At 51.5% G+C, this 20,494-nt stretch carries 16 protein-coding genes, 2 pseudogenes and 1 riboswitch; of the genes and pseudogenes, 16 read left to right on the top strand and 2 right to left on the bottom strand.

Annotated elements, in window-relative coordinates:
• The first annotated feature begins 120 nt into the window (after positions 1-120).
• The 9 genes and pseudogenes from AO065_RS09610 to AO065_RS27785 form a co-directional block, all read left to right on the top strand.
• Complete coding sequence (locus tag AO065_RS09610; protein WP_032651055.1) at positions 121-975, top strand: TnsA endonuclease N-terminal domain-containing protein; 855 nt, start codon at positions 121-123, stop codon at positions 973-975.
• Positions 972-3,140, top strand: a complete 2,169-nt coding sequence (locus tag AO065_RS09605) for a Mu transposase C-terminal domain-containing protein (RefSeq protein ID WP_004882430.1) — start codon at positions 972-974, stop codon at positions 3,138-3,140. Before AO065_RS09610 ends, AO065_RS09605 begins: the two co-directional genes overlap by 4 nt.
• Positions 3,137-4,597: an ATP-binding protein gene (locus AO065_RS09600; RefSeq protein WP_004882429.1), complete on the top strand. Its 1,461-nt coding sequence runs from the start codon at positions 3,137-3,139 to the stop codon at positions 4,595-4,597. Before AO065_RS09605 ends, AO065_RS09600 begins: the two co-directional genes overlap by 4 nt.
• Positions 4,598-4,612: 15 nt before the next feature.
• On the top strand, positions 4,613-6,307 hold the full coding sequence (locus tag AO065_RS26570) for a TnsD family Tn7-like transposition protein (protein ID WP_004882428.1): 1,695 nt from the start codon (positions 4,613-4,615) through the stop codon (positions 6,305-6,307).
• 660 nt (positions 6,308-6,967) lie between these two features.
• A complete protein-coding gene (locus AO065_RS09590; protein ID WP_003315970.1) occupies positions 6,968-7,951 on the top strand; it encodes an AAA family ATPase in 984 nt (327 codons plus the stop codon).
• Between the two features lie 23 nt (positions 7,952-7,974).
• A complete protein-coding gene (locus AO065_RS09585; RefSeq protein WP_004882427.1) occupies positions 7,975-10,389 on the top strand; it encodes a S8 family peptidase in 2,415 nt (804 codons plus the stop codon).
• A gap of 334 nt (positions 10,390-10,723) precedes the next feature.
• Positions 10,724-10,915: a DNA-binding protein gene (locus AO065_RS26565; protein ID WP_004882426.1), complete on the top strand. Its 192-nt coding sequence runs from the start codon at positions 10,724-10,726 to the stop codon at positions 10,913-10,915.
• Between the two features lie 87 nt (positions 10,916-11,002).
• A riboswitch (Fluoride riboswitch) is annotated at positions 11,003-11,063 on the top strand.
• 141 nt (positions 11,064-11,204) lie between these two features.
• A complete protein-coding gene (crcB, locus tag AO065_RS09575; protein WP_004882424.1) occupies positions 11,205-11,588 on the top strand; it encodes a fluoride efflux transporter CrcB in 384 nt (127 codons plus the stop codon).
• 10 nt (positions 11,589-11,598) lie between these two features.
• Positions 11,599-11,802: pseudogene (locus tag AO065_RS27785) on the top strand (DUF190 domain-containing protein); the annotation flags it as partial.
• 332 nt (positions 11,803-12,134) lie between these two features.
• Here the strand turns inward: AO065_RS27785 and AO065_RS09565 are convergent.
• A complete protein-coding gene (locus tag AO065_RS09565) occupies positions 12,135-13,763 on the bottom strand; it encodes a HAMP domain-containing methyl-accepting chemotaxis protein (RefSeq protein ID WP_004882422.1) in 1,629 nt (542 codons plus the stop codon).
• Positions 13,764-14,399: 636 nt separating this feature from the next.
• Between AO065_RS09565 and AO065_RS09560 the strand changes: the two genes are divergently transcribed.
• From AO065_RS09560 to arsH, 7 genes and pseudogenes are all read left to right on the top strand, one after another.
• A complete protein-coding gene (locus tag AO065_RS09560; RefSeq protein ID WP_004882421.1) occupies positions 14,400-14,750 on the top strand; it encodes a metalloregulator ArsR/SmtB family transcription factor in 351 nt (116 codons plus the stop codon).
• Positions 14,751-14,772: 22 nt separating this feature from the next.
• Positions 14,773-15,238, top strand: a pseudogene (locus tag AO065_RS09555) (ArsB/NhaD family transporter); the annotation flags it as partial.
• Between the two features lie 638 nt (positions 15,239-15,876).
• Positions 15,877-16,719, top strand: coding sequence for a hypothetical protein (locus tag AO065_RS09550; RefSeq protein ID WP_004882419.1), 843 nt, complete (start codon positions 15,877-15,879; stop codon positions 16,717-16,719).
• Entirely contained in the window at positions 16,709-17,503 is a 795-nt protein-coding gene (locus AO065_RS09545) for a hypothetical protein (RefSeq protein ID WP_004882418.1), read from the top strand. Before AO065_RS09550 ends, AO065_RS09545 begins: the two co-directional genes overlap by 11 nt.
• Complete coding sequence (locus AO065_RS09540; protein ID WP_032651035.1) at positions 17,460-18,056, top strand: hypothetical protein; 597 nt, start codon at positions 17,460-17,462, stop codon at positions 18,054-18,056. The genes AO065_RS09545 and AO065_RS09540 overlap by 44 nt, the downstream gene beginning before the upstream one ends.
• Before the next feature lie 198 nt (positions 18,057-18,254).
• Positions 18,255-18,725, top strand: a complete 471-nt coding sequence (locus AO065_RS09535) for an arsenate reductase ArsC (RefSeq protein ID WP_004882416.1) — start codon at positions 18,255-18,257, stop codon at positions 18,723-18,725.
• Positions 18,725-19,459 carry an arsenical resistance protein ArsH gene (arsH, locus tag AO065_RS09530; protein ID WP_004882415.1) on the top strand — a complete coding sequence of 245 codons (735 nt, stop codon included), beginning with the start codon at positions 18,725-18,727 and terminating at the stop codon, positions 19,457-19,459. The genes AO065_RS09535 and arsH overlap by 1 nt, the downstream gene beginning before the upstream one ends.
• Positions 19,460-19,668: 209 nt before the next feature.
• On the opposite strand, the gene AO065_RS09525 is transcribed toward arsH, so the two are convergent.
• Entirely contained in the window at positions 19,669-20,238 is a 570-nt protein-coding gene (locus AO065_RS09525; RefSeq protein ID WP_004882414.1) for an HAD domain-containing protein, read from the bottom strand.
• Positions 20,239-20,494 lie beyond the last annotated feature (256 nt).

Raw genomic sequence — 20,494 nt, 5'->3', positions numbered from 1 at the left:
CGCTTTTCAGTAAGGGTAGGCTAGGGAGTACTTCCAAGAGGTCGTTTCGCGAACCGTTTTTTCCTAGACATGTTTATTGACTATGAGTCGAAGCGACTAGGTTGGGCTGAGGAGGTGGTTTTGCGCGGCCGTAGGTTTTCTTCGAAGCAGGATATTGAACGGCACATCGCCAATGGATTTGGTGCCGGTGCCGGAGCCAGCTATGTGCCTTGGTTGCGTGTGCAGGATGTCCCCTCAATGGGCCGCTCCCACAAAATCCAAGGCGTTAAAGTCGAGCGCATACATCACCTTTTGTCCGATCTTGAACGTGCCTATCTTCTGGTATGCGAGTTTTCTGAAGAAGTGGTGGACATCCGTGAGCAGTATCCGCTGCTGCCTGTGGAAGGCACCCAAGCAATCGCACGGGCGATAGGTGTGCGTTACCCTAGGTACAAATCCACTACCATTCCGCTGGTCATGACGACAGACTTCCTTCTGACCGTTAGGCAGCCAAACGGAGACTTCAAGTCCGTAGCTAGGACCATCAAGTATCAGCAGGATCTCGAAGGGAAAGGCTCTGTTCGGACATTGGAAAAATTGGAAGTCGAAAGACTATTTTGGATGAGCCAAGGGGTGGATTGGAGCATCGTTACGGAGGAGCTGTTTACACCCGACCTGATAAAAAATCTGGGGCTGCTTAGACGGTTTGCTCAATTACCTCGCGCTTTAATGGGTTTGTCGCTGCACTCTGAATTTCTCGAAATCCTCGAATCAAGCAGGGCTTACCCTTGGTCAACGTCTGAATGCCTCCGCAAAATAGCCACGCGCTTGTCGATACCGTATGTCGAGGCGCGAGATATTTTCTTTAATTTGATCTGGCGAAAGCTGATACAGATTGATTTGAGTAGTGCTCCACTTCACCTCAAATCGCCGCTACCTGATCTCAAGGTGGATTACTCCATCGAGGTGAGCGCGCTTAGCGAGAAAACGTCGTGAATATCTCAGTGAATGACGTGTTCGAACCCGTGACAGAATTTTCCGTGCTTTCGACCATGGCGAGAGTCCTTCACCTTGATGAAGCGCACGACGCCGTGATTGTGATGGACCTGATCGAGCCGCCACGAAAGCCCTATGCTGTGGGACTTGAGGAACTCAGTCTTTCGTTGGAGTCAGGTGATACCAAGTCCGTGGTAACGGCCGTTCCTGAATTTCTGTTGGTTTTGGAAGATGACCTCAATGAGATCATCAAGCGAGATAGGGATGAAAAATGGGCGGTTATCGAGCCACTCCTAGATCCAGCTTACCCAGGACAGATATTTGTTAGGGGTGAAATGGGGCGGCTGGTTGGAAATCGGGCCGCTGAGCTAGGCATACAGAAAAAGACTATTTATAGGTTTCTTTACAGATATTGGTTTTATGGACAGGTAAGAAATGCGCTCCTGAAGAACTATTCGGCAGTAGGCGTTGCTAATCGCAACTACACCCCCGATATAAGACCAGGCCGAAAACCTAGGTATCAAGGGGTACTTGTTTCACCCTCAAAGTTGCTCAGTGTTGTCGATAAAAGATGCATCCGGGTGAGCTATGCGCTTTACGCAAAAAATAAGACATCCACGATCCGCAGTGCTTACGACAAAATGCTAAGGAGGTTCTACTCGGTAAAAGAACTCTCCAAAAATGCTGAGAACCGCGTCCGCTTGCTACCTGAGTCGGAAATACCGACATTCAATCAGTTCGATTATTGGGGCAAGCTCTTTTTCGATGAAATCGAAACCGATCGTGGGCGTAAGGGCAAGACGAGGTGGCTCAAGGATTGTCGTCCGCTAAACGGCACTGTTCGCGATTGGCTTCGAGGTCCATGCCATCAATTCGAGATTGACGCGACGATTGCCGACATCTATCTGGTCAACAGTTACTCCCGGCGTATGCTGATTGGCAGGCCCGTGGTGTATATCGTGGTGGATAGCTACTCGGGGATGATTGTGGGTCTATATGTCGGCTTGGAGGGCCCGAGCTGGAACGGTGCTCGGCAGGCTCTTTTCAACGCGTTCACTTCCAAAGTAGGCTTCTGCGCGCAGAACGGCGTTGAAATCAACTCTGAAGATTGGGCCTGCAGTCATCTGCCACATCACATTTATGCCGACAGAGGCGAGATGCTGTCTTTGGCAGCAGAAGGACTGGCGAGTGGCTTGGGTATCGAGATGGGTACGGCTCCTCCGTACCGACCAGATTGGAAACCCATGGTCGAGAGTCGGTTCGGTATCCTCAATGATCTAACTGGTATCAGGTGGCTTCCAGGCGGTGTGGCTGCGCGCGAGAAGGAAAGGGGTGAGCGTGATTATCGACTTGACGCCACGCTGAACCTGAAGGAATTCACCCAGATCGTCATTGAGTGTGTCCTTCACTACAACCGCTATCACCGGCAGCCGGACCGCCTCACTCAAGTCATGATGAACGACGATGTCGAACCTACTCCTATTGGCATTTGGACTTGGGCTTCGGAGAATGACCTGATTCAGGCCAACAACCGACCGGATGACCTGATCTATCTCCACCTGCTGCCCCGTGAACGAGCCACCGTGCAAAAGGGGGGCGTGATATTCCGTGGGATGCACTACGTCTGCGAGCTGGCGATCCAAGAAAACTGGTTCGCCAAAGCGCGGCGCAATGGTGTTTGGTCGATCGACTGCCGGTTCGACCCGAACTCTGCAGCCCATATCTGGATCCAGGGTGAGAACAAGCAGTTCCTACGCTGCGACCTTCGTCGCTCGGATGCCAAATACGCAGGTTATCGCTCCGACGAGATCTACGATGTGCTGGAAGCGCACCGGCAGTCGCCCCCAGCCCATAAGCGCGCGGAGTTGGAGAGCCGCGTAGGCTTGGTCGACACAGTGGAGCAGATCATCAATACGGCACTGGCCGAGCGGCAGCTTGAACCTCCTGCCCCTACTAAGGCAGAGGCGGTGGCCAATATCCGTGACAATCGTGCAGAGGAGCGGCGGCTAGAGCGAGAAAACGCCACGGTCCCTGATGGTGTTCGTGCGGAACCTGTCCTACCTGACGTTGAAGTCACATCCATTGCGCATGACTCGTATGCGGGGCCCCGCAGCGCGCAGGTTATCGACTTGCTAAAAAGGCTTCGGCCGGGGCATTCCAAATGAAAGGAGCGCAAATTTTTGCGAGCTATACCAAGCAGGCCATCACTGAGTATGCGGGAAATCCGTTGATTGAAGCCTTGCCGCCAATTCTTCCGGAAACGGTAGCCATCGAGTTGATATCGAATTTCCCCCAGCCAGTAACACCTGAAGAGCTTGATCTTGAAGGAACAACGCGGATTCACTGCATTGATCGTCTGAGGACAGTCGTACAGCCGTTCCTGCTGCATTTGGAGCTTGAGTCCATGTTCTCTCTGCTGATCCGCCGCGGATACGTTGGACGCAATCCAACCTCACCCGACACGGTCAGGCATCTGCACTCCTTATCGGGTGCTCAGCGCTATCATGACTCCTTCAAGTCGACTGCTGATTCTTTCAGCGTCGTAGGGCTGAGTGGTATTGGGAAGTCCACTGCTCTCCATGCCATTTTAAGCCTTTACCCGCAGACGATTAGGCATGAGCGTTATGAGAGCACCCAGTTTGTTCAAACCCAGATCACCTGGCTCAAACTTGATTGTCCCCGAGATGGTTCGCTGGCTGGATTTTGTCAGCAGTTTTTTCACGCCGTCGGCCATGCACTGGGCGACAGGGATTATCACAAGCGGCACCGGCCCCGGAATATTAACGATGCGCTTCAGCAGATGGAGCAAGTAGCCAGTACATTTTTCATCGGTGCCTTGCTCATCGATGAGCTGCAAAATCTTCACTTAGCGAAAACTGGGGGCAAGGAGAGCATGCTGAACTTCTTCCTCCATCTGGTGAACAACATCGGTATTCCGGTTGTATTCATAGGCACCAATTCGATGATCAGTCTGTTTTCGGATGTCATGCGTGTCGCCCGGCGCAGTTGCGGTGGCGGAATGGTCGAGTTTAAACGGTTTGAGAAAAATGATGACGAGTGGCAGCTTCTAGTTGAAAACCTCTGGAGTTATCAATGGTGCAAGCAGACGGCTGAACTGACTCCCGAAATTTTCGACGTGCTCTACGAGTGCACTCAGGGTGTAACAGACTTTCTGGTCAAGCTTTTAGTACTGAGTCAGCGCTATGCAATTCAAAGTGGCTCCGAATGTCTGACTGCCGAGACGATCATCAAGGTGAGCAATGCCAAGATGCAGATCCTCAAGCCAGCACTTTCGGCTCTGCGCAGCCGAGATCCTGCCCGCATGCGGCAGTTCGACGACCTGCTTCCCATCGAGGAGCAGTTGATAGCCATGATGTCGTTTGATGGACTTCCTCGATCAGAGCGTCTTGCCCTGCTTCGTGGTGTAACGCCGCAGGGGTTGCCAAAGGCTCCAACCCCAACAGTCGTTGTAACTAAACCTATAGCGCCTGTAGCTGTTGCGGTTGAGACATCGCAAGCAAAGGCACTGAGCGAACAGCCTGACACTCGAGCAGCGCTGAAGTCAGCTGGTTGGATAGCCACGGATCTATTTGAATTTTCACCGACCTACCGCAAATCATGATGTGATGGTGGTGTAATGGAGCTAAAATTCCATTTCTTCCCGGCGGCTTTCCCTGATGAGACACTACATAGTGTCCTCTCACGCTATGCCCGGCTTTGTGGCGGGAGTAGCCTTAAAGCAGCTTTCGCCCATCTACATGCCCCCTCGTTCACCCAGAACGTCGCGTTTCCAAGCCGGTTGAGTTATCTGGTCGAGTCTCTTCCCCACGGCACAGACCTATCGGTTGCTCAAATTATCCAGTGTCATACCGTATTGCCCTATTTCGCTCCTTTCCTCACCACTGACCAGCTCCAACATGCGCATGCTTCTATGGCAGGCGACGGCAAAGGGTTGATGCTGAAGCTAGGAATCAATGCCAGTCGGATCGAGAGTGCTTCGAGAGTGCGGTTCTGTTCCGTGTGTCTCAATGAGGACGTCGCTCAGGTCGGAGCAGCTTACTGGCACCGGGTTCACCAGCTTTCCGGGGTATTGGTATGCCCCCACCACGGGCAATTGCTAAAGGTGGTAGATCCCGGCTGGCACAGCCGCAATTCCCGAGAGCTTAATTTGCCAGACGATGATGGCGTGCAGGCCCATTCTGTTCAGCTGAATGCTTCTATAGATGCCCTTCCAGGGTTGCATAAGATTGCATTGAGTTCACAGCAGCTTCTTGGCTCGGGACTCGGTCCTCTCCCAGCCAGCGCAGTGCGTTCTTGCCTTCTGCAAAATGCTGCAGCCCTAGGTTTGACCCATGATGCAACATACCGGTTGGATTTGCGGCGTTTGGCTGCGTATATGGCCAGCTTCTTCAAAGTGCTCCCAGCCGCCTGGGAGTACTCGGTTCTTGGTGAATCTCCCGCAGGATTACCTGCGACCTGGGTCACCAAGCTGCTTCGAAGGCCCAGAGGTACTCACCATCCACTCAAATACATCGTGCTAGCAAGCGCTTTGGACGTGGACCTGGCTCACATAATGCGCAACGACAAGCCATCGGTGTCAGAGTATGAGCGATCATCGCCAATTGCTGTCCGTTCATCAAAAGCGGATCTGACTGAGACCGTGCCAGAGGGGTTGGGAGGTCTGCCAGCTGAAGTTTGGAAGCTGGCACTTGCCGGGCACGACGCACGGCAGATTGCCGACAAACTGGGTGTATCTCAGGTTTATGTATATCGGACAATCCGCGCTGTCAAAGTTGGCCCGAACGTATGGCGAGAAGCGAGATTTCAAAGCGAGCGCCTGCTGCGTCGAGCAAATTTTGAGATGGATTATCACTCTCTGCAAGCTCACCAATGTAGGGGTTACGCGTGGCTATATCGATCTGACCGTGTCTGGCTTCGTGACCATATCGATAAGTATGGCGATGTCCACGCAAGTCGGGCAGATACCGCCGGCGCGTTCGCTATCCTCGATGCGGAACTTGCCGAGCAGATTAGTGAATGTGCACAGCGTCTTCGTTCTGGGTCGGGAAAACCTGTAAGGATATCGCGGACAAGAATTGGCCGTGAGCTCCACGTTTTGCCTCGATTCGAGAAACAGCTCGATAGACTTCCCATCTGTGCGAGCGCACTGGAACAGGCTTGCGAGTCTGTCGAGCAGTTTCGCCTCCGGCGTCTGCATTGGGCCGAGGCGAAGCTGCTGGACGGGCACAAAAGCGTCACTCATTCAGCGTTGTATCGTACCGCCTGCATCAGACCGGAATGTGATTTGAGAGGGACTACCAAAAAGCGGTGAGCCAATTAATTCTCGTCGCATTTTTATGCACGGCGAAAAATCTTAGTAACCAATCCCGTTCGCCTTGATGAAAATCATATTCGATGGAGCGCTCGAGCCTAATTAACTTCCTATTATCGCTTGAGCGGGGCAGACGGCGGAGCCTGGGCCTCAAAAAGTTTCAGACCTTCATGGTTAATGTGTTGTCCGCGTCGTTTTATGAGTGTAAGAGTTTATTTTTGTGTTCAGCTCGTAAAGTGTAGTTGCTGATGCGATATGTGGATGCCGTGAATCAATTAATTTCTTTGGACGAAGAGCGGAGGTATTGCAGCCTGAGTTATCGTATCGCAGAACACATAGACCGCGGAGAAGAGAGCAATCGACCATGTCGGCAAATAAAAAGTTTGAATAGGGGTGATAGCTTTAACTTTACTTCCACTCGTCGGTGACTATCCGACTGAGATGAATTTTCCTTAAGAATACTGGACAAAAGGACCTTCTCCGCATACTCTTGCAATACAGGCTTGTGTGGGAGACTTAATCCCTACGCAAATTAAAAAGCGGAAAGGAGTCCTATCATGTTGGCTTGTACTAATTCGATCTGTTAGTTGCGCTTTTTAAGTTGAAAATTAGTTTCACGAATTGGCAGCTCCGGATAGCGCACTATGGCAGGACATATACATGGCTAATGGGAAAATACTTAGGCAACTTTTGAAAGCTGGCACTCTGGGTGACCACGATGCATTTCGTCGAGCGTCCGAGGCCATCATTGAAGAAGAGCGTCAAAAGCAGCATCACTTGCTGGCTAATGACTTGGAACAGATCCTCTACGGCGGGGATATGCACGTTCAGTCTGCGCGAAAGCCAACGTTCGTCGCTGACATTCCTGTCGACAAAGAGCGAGGACTGCCTCTGCTCGACATCAGGCCGCCTAAACGATCACTGGAAGAGATCATCCTTCCAGAGAGCAGTGCAGCGATGATAGATGAAATGCTTGAAGAGCATCGTCGGTCGGAAGTGCTGCGAAGCTATGGTATGAAGCCTTCCGGCAAGGTCATCTTCTTCGGCCCACCTGGCTGTGGAAAAACACTTGCGGCAGAGGTCATCGCCTTCGAACTGGATCGCCCGCTGGCAATCGTGCGGCTCGACGCGCTGGTGTCTTCATTTTTGGGTGAGACCGCCGCCAACCTGCGTAAGGTTTTTGAGTTTATCGCCAAGCATCAATTGGTTGCACTCTTCGATGAGTTCGATGCCATTGGTAAAGAGCGCTCTGATAGTGGAGAGCATGGTGAACTTCGAAGGGTGGTCAACGCAGTGTTGCAGATGATGGATGCGTACGATGGTCAAAGTTTGATTTTGGCAGCCACCAACCATGAGAACATCCTTGACACGGCAATTTGGCGCCGTTTTGATGACGCTATAGAGTTTCCTTTACCTGATCAAAAACAACTGACCTCCCTGCTGCAGCTTAAATTGCGCGGTATTCGCCGGCAGTTCGAGTTGGACGACAAGGAGCTATTGGCTGAATTTGAGGGTAAAAGCGGTGCTGACGTTGAACGTGTTGTACGCCGGGCTGTAAAGCGTATGATACTGCGGAACCAGGAGTTTCTAACGGTTAAGGAGTTGCGGAGCGCTCTTGTGAGAGAGGGGCTGCGCAAACACTAATTTATAGCAATCAAGGATGATACGTGCCTACTTATAAGCACCTGAGTTTCGAGCGCGAAAATCTCGACAATCGCCGACGCGCTAAAAATCCGCCCCCGTTTACAAAACGAGGTGATCTGCAGGGGCATGGGCAAAAGTTAAACGGCTTTTTTGCAACTGCTGCAGGTGCAGCGCGCAAACAGCTCAAATCTGCTGAAAACTCTCCCTTCGTACTGAAGATCAGGTACGAAGGTGCGATGACTTTCGAGAACCTGCAAAAGCATGGGCTAGAATTCATTAGCCAAGAGGGAAAACAGGTCTGCGTGGTTTTCGCGACCGAGGCGGGGCTGGCGATGTTTCAGGATCACCTGAACAAGCTGGGTGTGCTTGGCCAGAATGTCACTTACAAGCAGATCCTTGAAGCCATTGAAGGTATAGATAGCTGGTCAGCCGATGATCGCATGAGTTGGGCATTACGGCATATTGGATTGCCTGGTGCCGAAACGTTCAAGCTGGATGTTGAGCTTTGGCCCCACCATGTGGCCAATCACCCTACTCGGATTCGTCTTTGCGCAGCGTTCGAAAAATGGCTGCGTGAGGCTGGAATCACGATGGTCCATAAGCTCAACTTCGACAGCTTGGTCATGTACCGCGTCGAAGTCAGTCAGAAGCATGCCGAGCAATTGCTGAACCACGCCGATGTGCGTTTGGTGGACCTGATTCCTCAGACAGGTATTTCTTATCCTCAGTTGAACCGCGACATAGCTCAATTGCCTTTGGAAATTCCAAGTCCTGCGCAGGATGCTGCCCGTGTTTGCATCCTTGACAGCGGCGTCAACACAAACCATCCGTTGCTTAGATCGGCCATTGCCGAAAGCGCGTCATTCGTAGAAGGCCAGGATGCTTTCGATGAAGCTGGGCATGGTACGGCTGTGGCTGGGATTGCGCTTTACGGAGATGTTGAAGCCTGTGATCGAGGTAATTTTTGGCGGCCGGAGTTCTGGTTGTACAACGGTAAGGTAATGCGCAAGTGTCCCGTCACCAGCAATGCCATCTACGACGAGGATTCGGTCGAGGCGACGCTGACGGAGGCTGTCGAACACTTCGTTGAACTGGGCTGTAGGATCTTCAACCTTTCTTTGGGAAACGCTAACGCGCCATACGATGGTATGCATGTGCGCGGTTTGGCTTACATCCTTGATGTGTTGGCCCGTAAACATAACCTGCTGTTCATCGTATCGACAGGTAATTTCGTTGGTTCTAATGATCCGGCTGTGCCGGTGAACAGCTGGCGGGAGGAATATCCAGAGTATCTACTGGATGAGCGCAGCGTGATTATCGATCCAGCCCCCGCGCTGAACGTGCTCACTGTTGGAAGCGTTGCGCGGCATGACGCGACTTACGACAGCCAGCGCTACCCTGAGATCCATCAGCTTGCGCCTGCGTTTGAAAACCAGCCATCGCCTTTCACACGACATGGTCCTTCAGTTAAAGGTGCACTGAAGCCAGAGCTTGTGGCCGCCGGAGGTAATCTTGCCTGCCCCATGCATCAAGCGAATGCTCAGTGGCGTGCCGAAATGAGAGGGCTTGGGGTTCTGAGCATGAACCACCAGTTTCAGGGCAATACCCTGTTCAAAGAAATAAGCGGTACCAGCTTTTCCGCGCCCTACATCACCCATCTTGCGGGCCGTCTCCTTAACGAGCACCCAGAGGCATCGGCGAACCTCTTGCGCGCTATGCTGGTGAATCATGCGTCATTGTCTAGCGAGGTCGAGACGACTTTCTCCGACGACATGAGGAAGGGCTACAAAGCTAATAAGGCGACCCACAACCGTGAAATATCGCGCGATGTGAGTGGTTACGGCCAAGTGAATGAGGCAGACCTGTTTCGGTCTTCCGACCATTGCGTTGTGCTGATGTGTGAAGAGTCCATTGAGAAGGACTCGTGCCAGTTCTACGAACTGCCTTTGCCCACTTCGTTTCTTCGCAGGGCTAGAGGGGCAAGGCACCTGAGCGTCACGCTGGCTTATTCTCCTGCCGTCAGGACAACTCGGTTGGACTATCTGGCAACTCAGATCAGTTATCGCCTAGTGAAAGGTTCGTCGCTTGAGGAAGTCCAGGCCTCGTTTAACTACGACAAGCAGGACGAAACGAAGACCCGTGGAGATGACGCTGAGCAGAATCGAGACATCACTGCTCAGTTGAGAAGCCGCGGGACCGTCCAGTCCTCGCGGTGGACGTTCAAGAAGCGAAATCCAGAAGAAAAATGGTTTGTAGTCGTGATCCGCCAAGACCGGGAATGGAATCATCCCGACGTACTGGATCGAGAGTCTTATGCCCTAGTGGTAACAGTTGCTGATCGTGACAACGAACACGCGCAGTTGTATGCCGAAATTCAAGCCAAGCTGACGCTTCAAAATCAAGTGCGTGAAGAGGCAAGGCAGCGGGCTGTTCTGTAAAGGCGCAATGCATTGCCAGTGATGATACTGGTTCAACGAGCCTTGTCGCTTACTGGACATCGGATGCTGAGACGATTCAGTAATGAATGATCTTCCGCGAGTGCTATCTACCTACGACCTGGCGATACGATCTCGCATCAAAGTTTGTTGAGGCTGTCCGTTAATAGGGGGCAAACAGTGAGTAGATTCTTTTGGATAGATCTTGACTTAGCTATGCACTCAATACGATAGCGTTTAAACCACTGGTCTTGAAAGTTTAAAACCAGAGGATATTCTTGGGAAAAGGGTCACCTAAATTTCAATCTCAACATCCTATCAACGCGGTCTACTGAATATGCTTAAATCTCCACAAGAAGCGAAGCTCTGGTTACGAGCCCAAGGAATCAGCGTAACTGAATTCGCCCGCGATCATGGCCTCGACTTAGGGACTACTTACCAGGTACTTGCTGGTCGAAAGAAAGGGCTCCGAGGCAAGGCACACAAGGCGGCTATTGCATTGGGTATAAAAGCAGGTGTCGAGCAGTAGTATCGACCATGCTTGGTCTGCTTCGAAAGGTCTGGCTATAGAGTCACGCACCAATAGGCTTGTATCTGTTGCCGAGGGTGTTATAGGATAAAAGTAGGAGATGGCATTCCTCCTTCAACCGCCTCGTGCTGATGATGCCTACGTGAACCCTGGACAGGGTGCGTAGTCGTGTCTCCCTGTCCTCCACTTTAGGACAGGATATGATCACTTTTTCGCAGTCCCCTTTTTCCTTGCTCCTCGCCATCGCTCTGCCTGTCAGTCAAATCAGGTCTGACAGGGAGCGCACACCATGCTGAAGTCTTTGTTCGTCATCGCCATCGGCGCCTCACTTGGCGCCTGGTTACGTTGGCTATTGGGCGTCAAGTTGAATGCTCTGTTTCCGACGATTCCTCCAGGTACCGTGGTAGCGAACATGGTCGGTGGTTACATCATCGGCTTTGCAATCGCTTTCTTGGCCGCATCCCCTAGCCTGAGTCCCGAATGGCGTCTTCTGATTATCACAGGGTTCTGTGGTGGTCTTACCACCTTCTCAACCTTTTCAGCCGAAACAGTTGTTCTGATTCAAGAAGGCAGGCTGCTCTGGGCACTTGGCTCAATTTCGTTGCATGTCCTAGGTTCGTTAGCGATGACCGCTGCCGGACTGCTGTCTTACCAAATGATCGGCGCTCGCTGAGGAGATAGTGATGAAAGGTTTTATGGTCGTTTTCTTCACCCAACAAAATCGCCGTCATCATGGAAAGATGCTGGGCGAATGGATCGTGGACTTAGCCAAAGAAATGGGGTTGCGCGGTGCTACCCTCTGCTCTGGAATAAAAGGGTTCGGACATCCTGGACAGCTACATTCGTCGCACTTTTTCGAGTTGGCGGACCAGCCTACGGAAATCCGTGGTGAACTATAGATTGCTGCGTTGAAATGGTTCAGATTTTTAGCCTGACCGAAGTCGAAGCTTTAGGATTTCGCAATGACTGCGACGTTTGTGAAATTATTACGACGAGGTTACGACGGTATTGGCAGTGTTCGCCCATTTGATCCACAAAAACCGCTATCTGCGGTGGCATACGCTAGCGAGCTTCAATCGCCTTTTTAAGGTCCACGGCCGGATGAAGAGAAAATAGATGTCGACCTATACGCACAGAATGTTCGTTCACAGGCCTCGCGAGACGGGACCGACATCCTGTGCTTTTGGACACCTTCTTCAGGTAGCGAGCACTGTCTTCTCTACATGTGGAACTGTTTCACTAGCCTATTGAGTTCGACTGCAAGCTTGGTGAGTTCCGAAGTGGCAATAGCTGTCTGATTCGATCCTTCGGAGGACTGGTTCGAGAGGTCGCGGATACTCACGAGACTGCGATCCACTTCCCTGGCAACTTGAGCCTGTTCTTCCGACGCCGTCGCGATGAGAACGTTGCGTTCAGTGATATTGTCAATGGACTCCGTAATTTCAACCAACGCAGCGCCTGCACCTTGAGCCGTATCCAGGGTTTTCTGTGCTTGGGTGTTGGTGTGAGTCATTGCAGACACAGCAGCTCCAGTGCCTTTTTGTATCGAGCTGATCATCTGTTCAATTTCGCTGGTTGACTGTTGCGTCCGATGAGCCAGGGCTCTGACTTCATCTGCTACAACTGCGAAGCCGCGACCTGCCTCACCGGCACGAGCAGCCTCGATAGCGGCATTCAGCGCGAGAAGATTGGTTTGCTCAGCAATGGCTCGTATGACATCCAGAACTTTGCTGATGTCGGTGGCCATCACCGCAAGCCCCTGCACTTCTTGGGACGCGTCTTCAACACTTGCTACCATCAAGCTGATGGCTTGAACGGTTTCATCTACGCGTGCACGACCTGCCAATGCCGACGAGTTGGAGCTATTGGCGGCCTCGGAGGCTGCTGACGCATTTCTGGCCACTTCCTCGACTGCTGCACTCATCTCGGTTACTGCTGTCGCGGCCATCTCGACCTCGTGATTTTGACGCAGCATCCCCTTATTCGCGTCTTCTGTGACCGCATGCATTTCCTCGGAAGTCGATGCCAGCTGATTCGACGAGTCGGATATCAAGGAAAGCGTATTTCGAAGACCTTGTTGCATGGCTTGCAAGGCTCGCATCAGTCTTGCCACTTCATCGTTGCCTTGAGCGACAATTACTTCAGTGAGGTCGTTCTTTGCGATGCGCTCCGCAATCGCAAGCGATTGGCTGATCGGTCTGGTTAAGCTAAGGGTGTACATGAATGCCAGTGCGATGGCTGCAAACGTACTGAAGAGTATAAAACCACCGACAATAAGCTTGGACTGCTCATAAATTTTAGTTGCGTCCTCGCCAGCTTTTTTGGCTTTGTTATTGTTAAGCTCAATCATTTCTTTAATGTCGCGCTCAACAGTGTCAGCTGATTGCTTCATCGATTCGCTGGCTAGTTTTACTGCATCGTCCAAATTGCCGGACTTAAGGAGGGCAAGATACTGGTCTTGCACTTGTTGATAACTGGCAAGATTCTGGGCTAGTTCGCCGATTTTCTGCTTGCCCTTCGGTGTTACGATAAGCGGTTGAAGTTTAGAAAAGGCATCTTGAATATTGGCCCTTGCTTTGTTCACTTCTTCAACAGCTTGAGCCTTACGGTTTTCAGGCTCGACAGGGTTGCGCAGGCGCGCATTGCTTCCCCTGATGCTTACGAATTCCCTGTCGATAATGCCGAGTACCGATATGCTAGGCACAACATTGTTCTCTACAAAGCTTTCGGCCTCTTTCAAACTTGACGTCTGTTTGAGGGCGATAACCCCAAGTGCAATGATCATAAGGCAAAAGAAACCGAAGCAAAGAGCTGAGCGCGATGCAAGGTTGAGTTTACGCAATATCATATTTATTTCCTCGTTAGGATTAAAGCTGTGTCGCCATCCACCACCGCGCCTTCTGCATCGCTCGTCGCTTAAAGCCTGTATCCTCTGAAAACGACGTTTGCTTTAACCGTAATGTGTGTCTGAATGTAAGAGCGGTTTCTGTGAATGGCCCAGGCCTAGATAGCTTTGGGAAGATTAGTAGATTCAGGACGGTTTCAGTCTGATACTGCTCGACAGAGGTACGAGGATGATTAAGTAAGACTAATTAAAAAGGTTATGAGGCTTAAGTGTTCCGTTAGCTCACCCGCTGCGCCTGCTTATCCTTATATCGAGTAATTTTGGTTTCGACCAAAGCTAGCGCGACGTTGAGCTGATAGCCATTTACGAGTGGTCCTCTCTGCTTCGAGAGCTTAGCCAGCAACTACGCTTAGCGTGCTGGCTCCTCATCGCGCCTAGCGTCGTTTCAGACATCAAACCTCCTTTCGCATGCTGTCGGCTAATGCCATTTCAGCGGTGTCGCCGTTTGGTTGTCGACGTCCGTCCGCTGGTACCTCGCCCTGTCATCCCCAGCAGAGCCAATCACTAAACGTTTGTGAATGCTCGACAAATATTCTTATATCTGAATATTCGAATTTCCACATATTAAGATGAACGCTAATGAGCCTTGCTCCGCACACATTTTTCAAATGCCTAGGGGACGAAACACGCGCCCGGATCATGCTAATGCTTTCCGCTGTAGGTGAGCTGTGCGTGTGTGAGTTGATCTGGGCACTGGAAGATAACCAGTCGAAGGTTTCGAGGCACCTTGCCCAGTTGCGGGCCTGCGGGTTACTCGCAGATCGAAGGCAGGGTCAGTGGGTTTATTACCGCCTGCATCCCGAGCTTGAACAGTGGGCGCTGGATGTTCTGAAGGTCACTACGCACGCTCATCAGGCCTGGGTTAACGACCATCAAGGACGACTGGCTTCCATGGAAGACAGACCGGTGCGCCAAGCCTCCTGCTGCTGACTTCCTGATTCGGAACATACCGATGCTCATCGCTACCTCTATTTTTGTAGTTACGCTCGTGCTCGTTATCTGGCAATCGAGGGGTTTAGGCGTCGGCTGGAGCGCAGCAGGGGGGGGCACTGCTGACGGGCGTAGTCAGCCCTGGGGATGTGCTGGTTGTATGGCATATAGTCTGGAACGCGACAGCGACCTTCATTGCAGTGATCATCATCAGTTTGCTGCTTGATGAAGCGGGATTCTTCAAATGGGCAGCGCTTCACGTGGCGAGATGGGGTCAGGGCAAAGGCGGACGGCTGTTTGCGCTGATGATCCTGCTCGGTGCAGCCGTCTAGGCACTGTTCGCAAACGATGGTGCAGCACTGATCCTGACTCCAATCGTCATCGCGATGCTTACGGCGCTGCGCTTTAGTCCTGCATCGGCCCTGGCGTTTGTGATGGCCGCAGGCTTCATCGCCGATACCGCCAGCCTGCCCATGGTGGTATCCAATTGTAGGTTTTCGAATTAAATGCGAAATTTTTGAAATTAATGCGACTGAATTGGTCATCTTCGGCTCAAGGAGCGCCTGGCCACAGAGACAGGATTCTGAAGGCTGCTTCCCCTTTTTGGACAAAAGTCAAGATTCCCAGCTTCACTCTGACTGCCAATCTGATCGTTTTGCTCTCCTAAGAATTCCCAAGTGAATACACGCAGCCTATTAGGCTGCTGACCTTATTCTTAACACCGTAAGCACCTGGATCAGCTGGATACGTATATTCCTGCCTCTTCGGGGAGTGACTGCAGATAGCTTCTCGAAATCAAATTTCATCAAAAGTAGCGTTTACACGCTGATAGCAAAACGCTAGCTTACACACGATTGTGATTCCTTCTGCACATCACACGTCTATCGGTGAGCCCAAATAGGCGTTTAGCTAAACTGTTATGATGTTCTCGCCGCTAGGGATTGCATTGCGGCAGATTTGTCCTAACCTGCTCGCTGTGTAGCCTAGATAGACGAACCAACAGGGCAAAGGTAACGTCATACGGGTTGGCGATCATCGCCAGATGGTGAAATGTCACCACCCAAATGGTCCACCGCGACGGTTGCGCGGTTGAACGGAATCAGGACACAAGGTATTTAGAGGCTAAATGTCAAAATCGGAATCAAGGCTTGCCAAGCGGATTCGCCCTTCGGGCGGCCAGAACGCTTTCGATCGCCTGCTCCTAGGATTTGAATGGGATACAGAGCTAGATCAAGGCTTCATGATTACGCTCTCTGAAGCTGTGCGCGACATCGCCGACCTCCCTCGATGCATTGAAATCAGGGCCTCTGAAAAAGAGATCGATGATCCCCAGTCTGCATTTGCCGAGCTCAAGAATACTTCCGATATCGTTCACATCATTGGTGACGATGGCGAAGGGGCAGAAGTTGTTGATTCGCTAAAATCCATTGAATTAAATATTCATAAAAAAGGATTTATGTTTCAACTCAACGATGTAGCTCATTCGGATTGGGTGAAAAGTAAGAGTTTCGCTTTAAAAACCTCGGAAGTGGTCATTGACAAACTTCTGGACTTGGTCACTCCAAGCTCGGTTGGACTTAAGGTCATTACCAGTTTCGAATTCGAGCGCGAGTTAAGCTTTTCCGAAATCCTTAATACAGAAAGCAAGTGGATCCCTCAGTCTGTATTTGAGGGAAACTCATATTGGCGCTTCGAACACTCATTCTATGAGCCGCTGGCGAAAGGAAAGGCTATAAAAACCACTTTCCATTTGATGCATTCACCTGCGGCGCAGAATCAAGACAAGTTAGTCATAAGCTGCTTACACCGTCTCATATACGGCGATCCCGACTCCGTTTCACTTGACACTTTAAGCAGTGAATACGACACGCTGTACAAAAAAAATGAGACATTGATTTCCTCGCTTCTAAGCGAAGGTGTAGTGGAGCTTTTCGGCTTAAGGCCTGAAGGAAACAACTATGCTTCATAATGTTAATATTCAAGAAGTATTGGCGGCGGATGCATTGCTCGCGCGGCTAGCACGCGAAGATAGCTCAGGCAGCGACTGCCTCTATGCCCAGCAGCCAACGCATTTACCTATACTTGAGCAGAATGAATTTCTGGTTTGTCATAGTCCAGCCTCCGAGCCTGATCCCCTCTCATTTATCCATGTTGGCGAGCTGAGTCACAGCATCGTTCAAGACAGGAGAGGATATTTTTACCAACCGTTCATACAACGGGCTCGCGTGAATTTACCTGCCTTGAGGATCTATGATCATCATATCCAGCGTCGATGGATAGAAGGATCTTCCGATCAAACGATCAGGACCTCTGCTGTCATTATTATTGGCGCTCAGATTCATGGCATGAGTAATTTGCCAAATTATGAGATGGCTTATGCGCGACTCCGCGACTTTGAGAACGAAGAGTATGACTGGGACGACCTCGGTGGTTATCCTGCTCATAGCTCCACAGCTACAGCAGTCTCCGAATCGCTGACTTTGGCTCGTGAACTTGGCATCTCAAGGCCGAGCCTGACGCTGAGCAACAGTGGTGCCGTTTCCGTTATTTGGAATAATGATTCAGCCTTCGTTACATTAAAATTCAAAGGTGACAATCAGTACTCCGTCGTCATACTGGTGGAGCGAAAGCCGCAGTTAACCATAAACTGCCCAGTAGGCCAGTTGCCGGAAGAACTAGAACAATTTCTGATCGAGAATTTCAGGGAAGATGTCACAGCTAATTTGCCCGAACTGCAAAAAAATCTTCGATGACAGCCTAGGTAAACCTAATGCAGCCTCCAAGCTATCGCAGGTTTTGGAATGCAAGGTATGTGATGCCGAAACTCATTCGACAACCGAGTACTCGCCGGGCATAGTGAGCAACGACGAGGACGTGGCTTGCTGTGCTTGCCACCCTAATCAGGTACTTGATGACGGTACACTGGCGCCTGACTCCCTTGATCATGCCTATCGAATCGGGCTTTCTGTCACGAGGGTTGGCAAAGTTGAGACTGGGGAAGACCACGTCTTCAATTTCTGCACGTCAGTTTTCACTGGCGAAGGGAAAGGTGCGCGCGGTAAGAAAAAGGCGATGGGGATTGCAGTTGTCCAAGCGAAACACGCGAGGGAAGTGTACTACGCAGATGGAGTGAGAGCTTTCAGGGTCTATGACACTGCCTCGAAGCAAATGGATTTTCACGCTGACATCTTCGCCACAAATTACTTCGGCCCTCTTGAAGACCTAAGCCCTGAAGACCAAGGTGTTCGGCTGTCTGCCGAGCTTGAGCTGATCTCTAAGATGGAATACAAGCCCAATCCTCTCTGACCGAAACAGCCTGCCTCGGTTCTGCGGCCCTGAGCAATCACTCGGCTGCCCAGGTCCACGTAGACCTCTCCTGATACTAGCCTCAACTCTGTAAAGTTGAGGCTAACGGTTGAGACCATCCTAAACAACACTGCAGGTACAGGTCTAACGCTGGTGGCACTGGCGGTGCGGCTGAGCATCCCTGTATAGGAGAAGCTTATGAAAGTACTATTTATGTGTACGGCAAACAGCTGCCGGAGCGTTCTCTCGGAGGGATTGTTCAACTCTCTCGCCCCAAGTGGCTTTACTGCCGTCAGTTCGGGCAGCTTCCCAAGCGGGCAGTTGAACCCACGCGCCGTGAGCACGCTACAAGCGCTGGGCATCGATACTACAGATCTCTACAGCAAGGGCTCGGAGGTCTTTTCCGACTCACCCCCGGATGTGGTAATCACCGTGTGCGACAAGGCCGAAGGTGAAGCGTGCCCGGTCTATTTTGGTCCTGCTGTCAAAAGCCACTGGGGCCTTGCCGACCCTTCCGATGTAGAGGGAACAGACAGCGAAATCCAGTCCACCTTTGACACGACCGTCATCCAGATCAGAAAGCGTTTCGAGGCATTCTTCAGGCTGGATCATTCGGCGCTTACACCGCAGGAACTGAAGCGCGAGCTAGATCGAATAGGTGACCTGTAATGGACGAATTTTCCTCGGAAAGTAGTGTGGACTTACCTAATCTGGATCAGTCGCTAATTGACGTCGCCATACTGGATCGCCTGCAGGGCAACGAGCAACCGACTCACAAGCCGCGTATCTTGTTATTGTATGGCTCTACTCGTGAGCGCTCTTTCAGCAGGCTACTGACCCAGGAGGCCGCGCGCATCCTTATCCTAATGGGGGCCGAGGCCGTCATCTTTGATCCTTCGGGTCTGCCTCTCCCCGATGACGCCCCGGAAGACCATCCAAAGGTCAATGAGCTGCGGGAGTTGGTTCTATGGTCGGAGGGGCAGGTGTGGTGTTCGCCAGAACGTCACGGCGCGGTATCTGCTGTATTCAAAGCCCAAATAGACTGGATTCCTCTGACGATGGGCGCTGTCCGGCCAAGTCAGGGAAAGACGCTGGCCGTCATGCAGGTCTGCGGTGGATCACAGTCGTTCAACACGGTAAACCAGCTGCGGATCCTCGGGCGGTGGATGCGGATGATCACCATCCCAAACCAGTCGTCAGTACCCAAGGCCTTCCTGGAGTTCGACGATGTAGGTCGTATGAAACCATCTGCTTACTACGACCGTGTGGTGGACGTAATGGAGGAACTGATGAAGTTCACGCTAATGGTTCGGGGTCGGGAAGCGTATCTCGTAGATAGGTACTCGGAGCGCAAGGAGAGCGCTGAGGCACTCTCGAAACGAGTCAATCAAAGATCGATTTGAGCCAGTCGAGAGAGAAATATGAGCTTGCTAACGGTGATAACGAGCACTCGCAGCTGTGTGAGACCCAGGCAAAACTTACGCTTCAGAACCAAGTGAGTGCAGAGGGGCGGCAGTGAGCTGCTCTTAGCAGCACGTATAGGCAAGACATCGGAAATAAACGCAATGGACGCGACACAAGGCGTCGGGTTGGTTGCTCGTTAACGCTGACCTCAGCGTGAAGTCATTCGCTGCAATGCTTCAATCAAAATACGCTGTGTTTGTGGATCGCCGAGGCCCAAGGCGGGATTGCAGGCTACCAAGCGGTGTTGCGCGGTAGCTCCCCATCCTTCTGGGTCGTCATCGAGTGACACCCAATTCGCAAGCTGGGCTCTAGCCGCATACCGGCTGATCTGGTCGTAACGCGTCCGTCCGTCCCATTTGTTTTCATCTGCCCAATCCCTCGCCATGGAGCTGTGCCATGTTGCGCCGGTAACCCGATTACCCAAATCGACTGGCAAAAAACCCATTGCTCTTTTGAAGCTCAAATTTCGAACCCAGCTCGTACTGAGGACCAAGGAAACCTCTTGGAAATCTTCCAGGATCTTAACAAGAACGGGGGCCCACATGAAAAGCTCTCCTTCTGCACGCAGGACGGGTCCTTGGCGGGACAAATACACCGCATCTGGGTGCAGTACACCGTCGTAATCTAGGAAAAGGACTTGTTCTCTTCTGGCCGGCATGAAGATTTTCCGTGGTTGGCAGTAGGTAATGGCGATTGATGAGAGATACTTCTGACCCATACTCTGCCTGCTCGTCTTCGTGGTCAATCAAACGCGTCTAGCATTCAGCCGTGGATTCGTTCGACTGACCGTAAAAGCCAATTTATTGCAAATGAGAAACCGAAACCCGCATGTAGGACGAAGTTATTTTTTTAAACCGGAGAGTATGTCTAATTGCCATCATGCAGGAAGCGAAAGAGGGGAATTGAACGTAGTTGCGGGCAGTTCCAACAGCTCACCTAAGGTCCTTCAGTACGCAAATCTACTTCGTGTAAAC

This window comes from Pseudomonas viridiflava (assembly GCF_001642795.1).
GTDB lineage: Bacteria > Pseudomonadota > Gammaproteobacteria > Pseudomonadales > Pseudomonadaceae > Aquipseudomonas > Aquipseudomonas viridiflava.
This window is presented reverse-complemented; position numbering and strand designations above follow the sequence as displayed.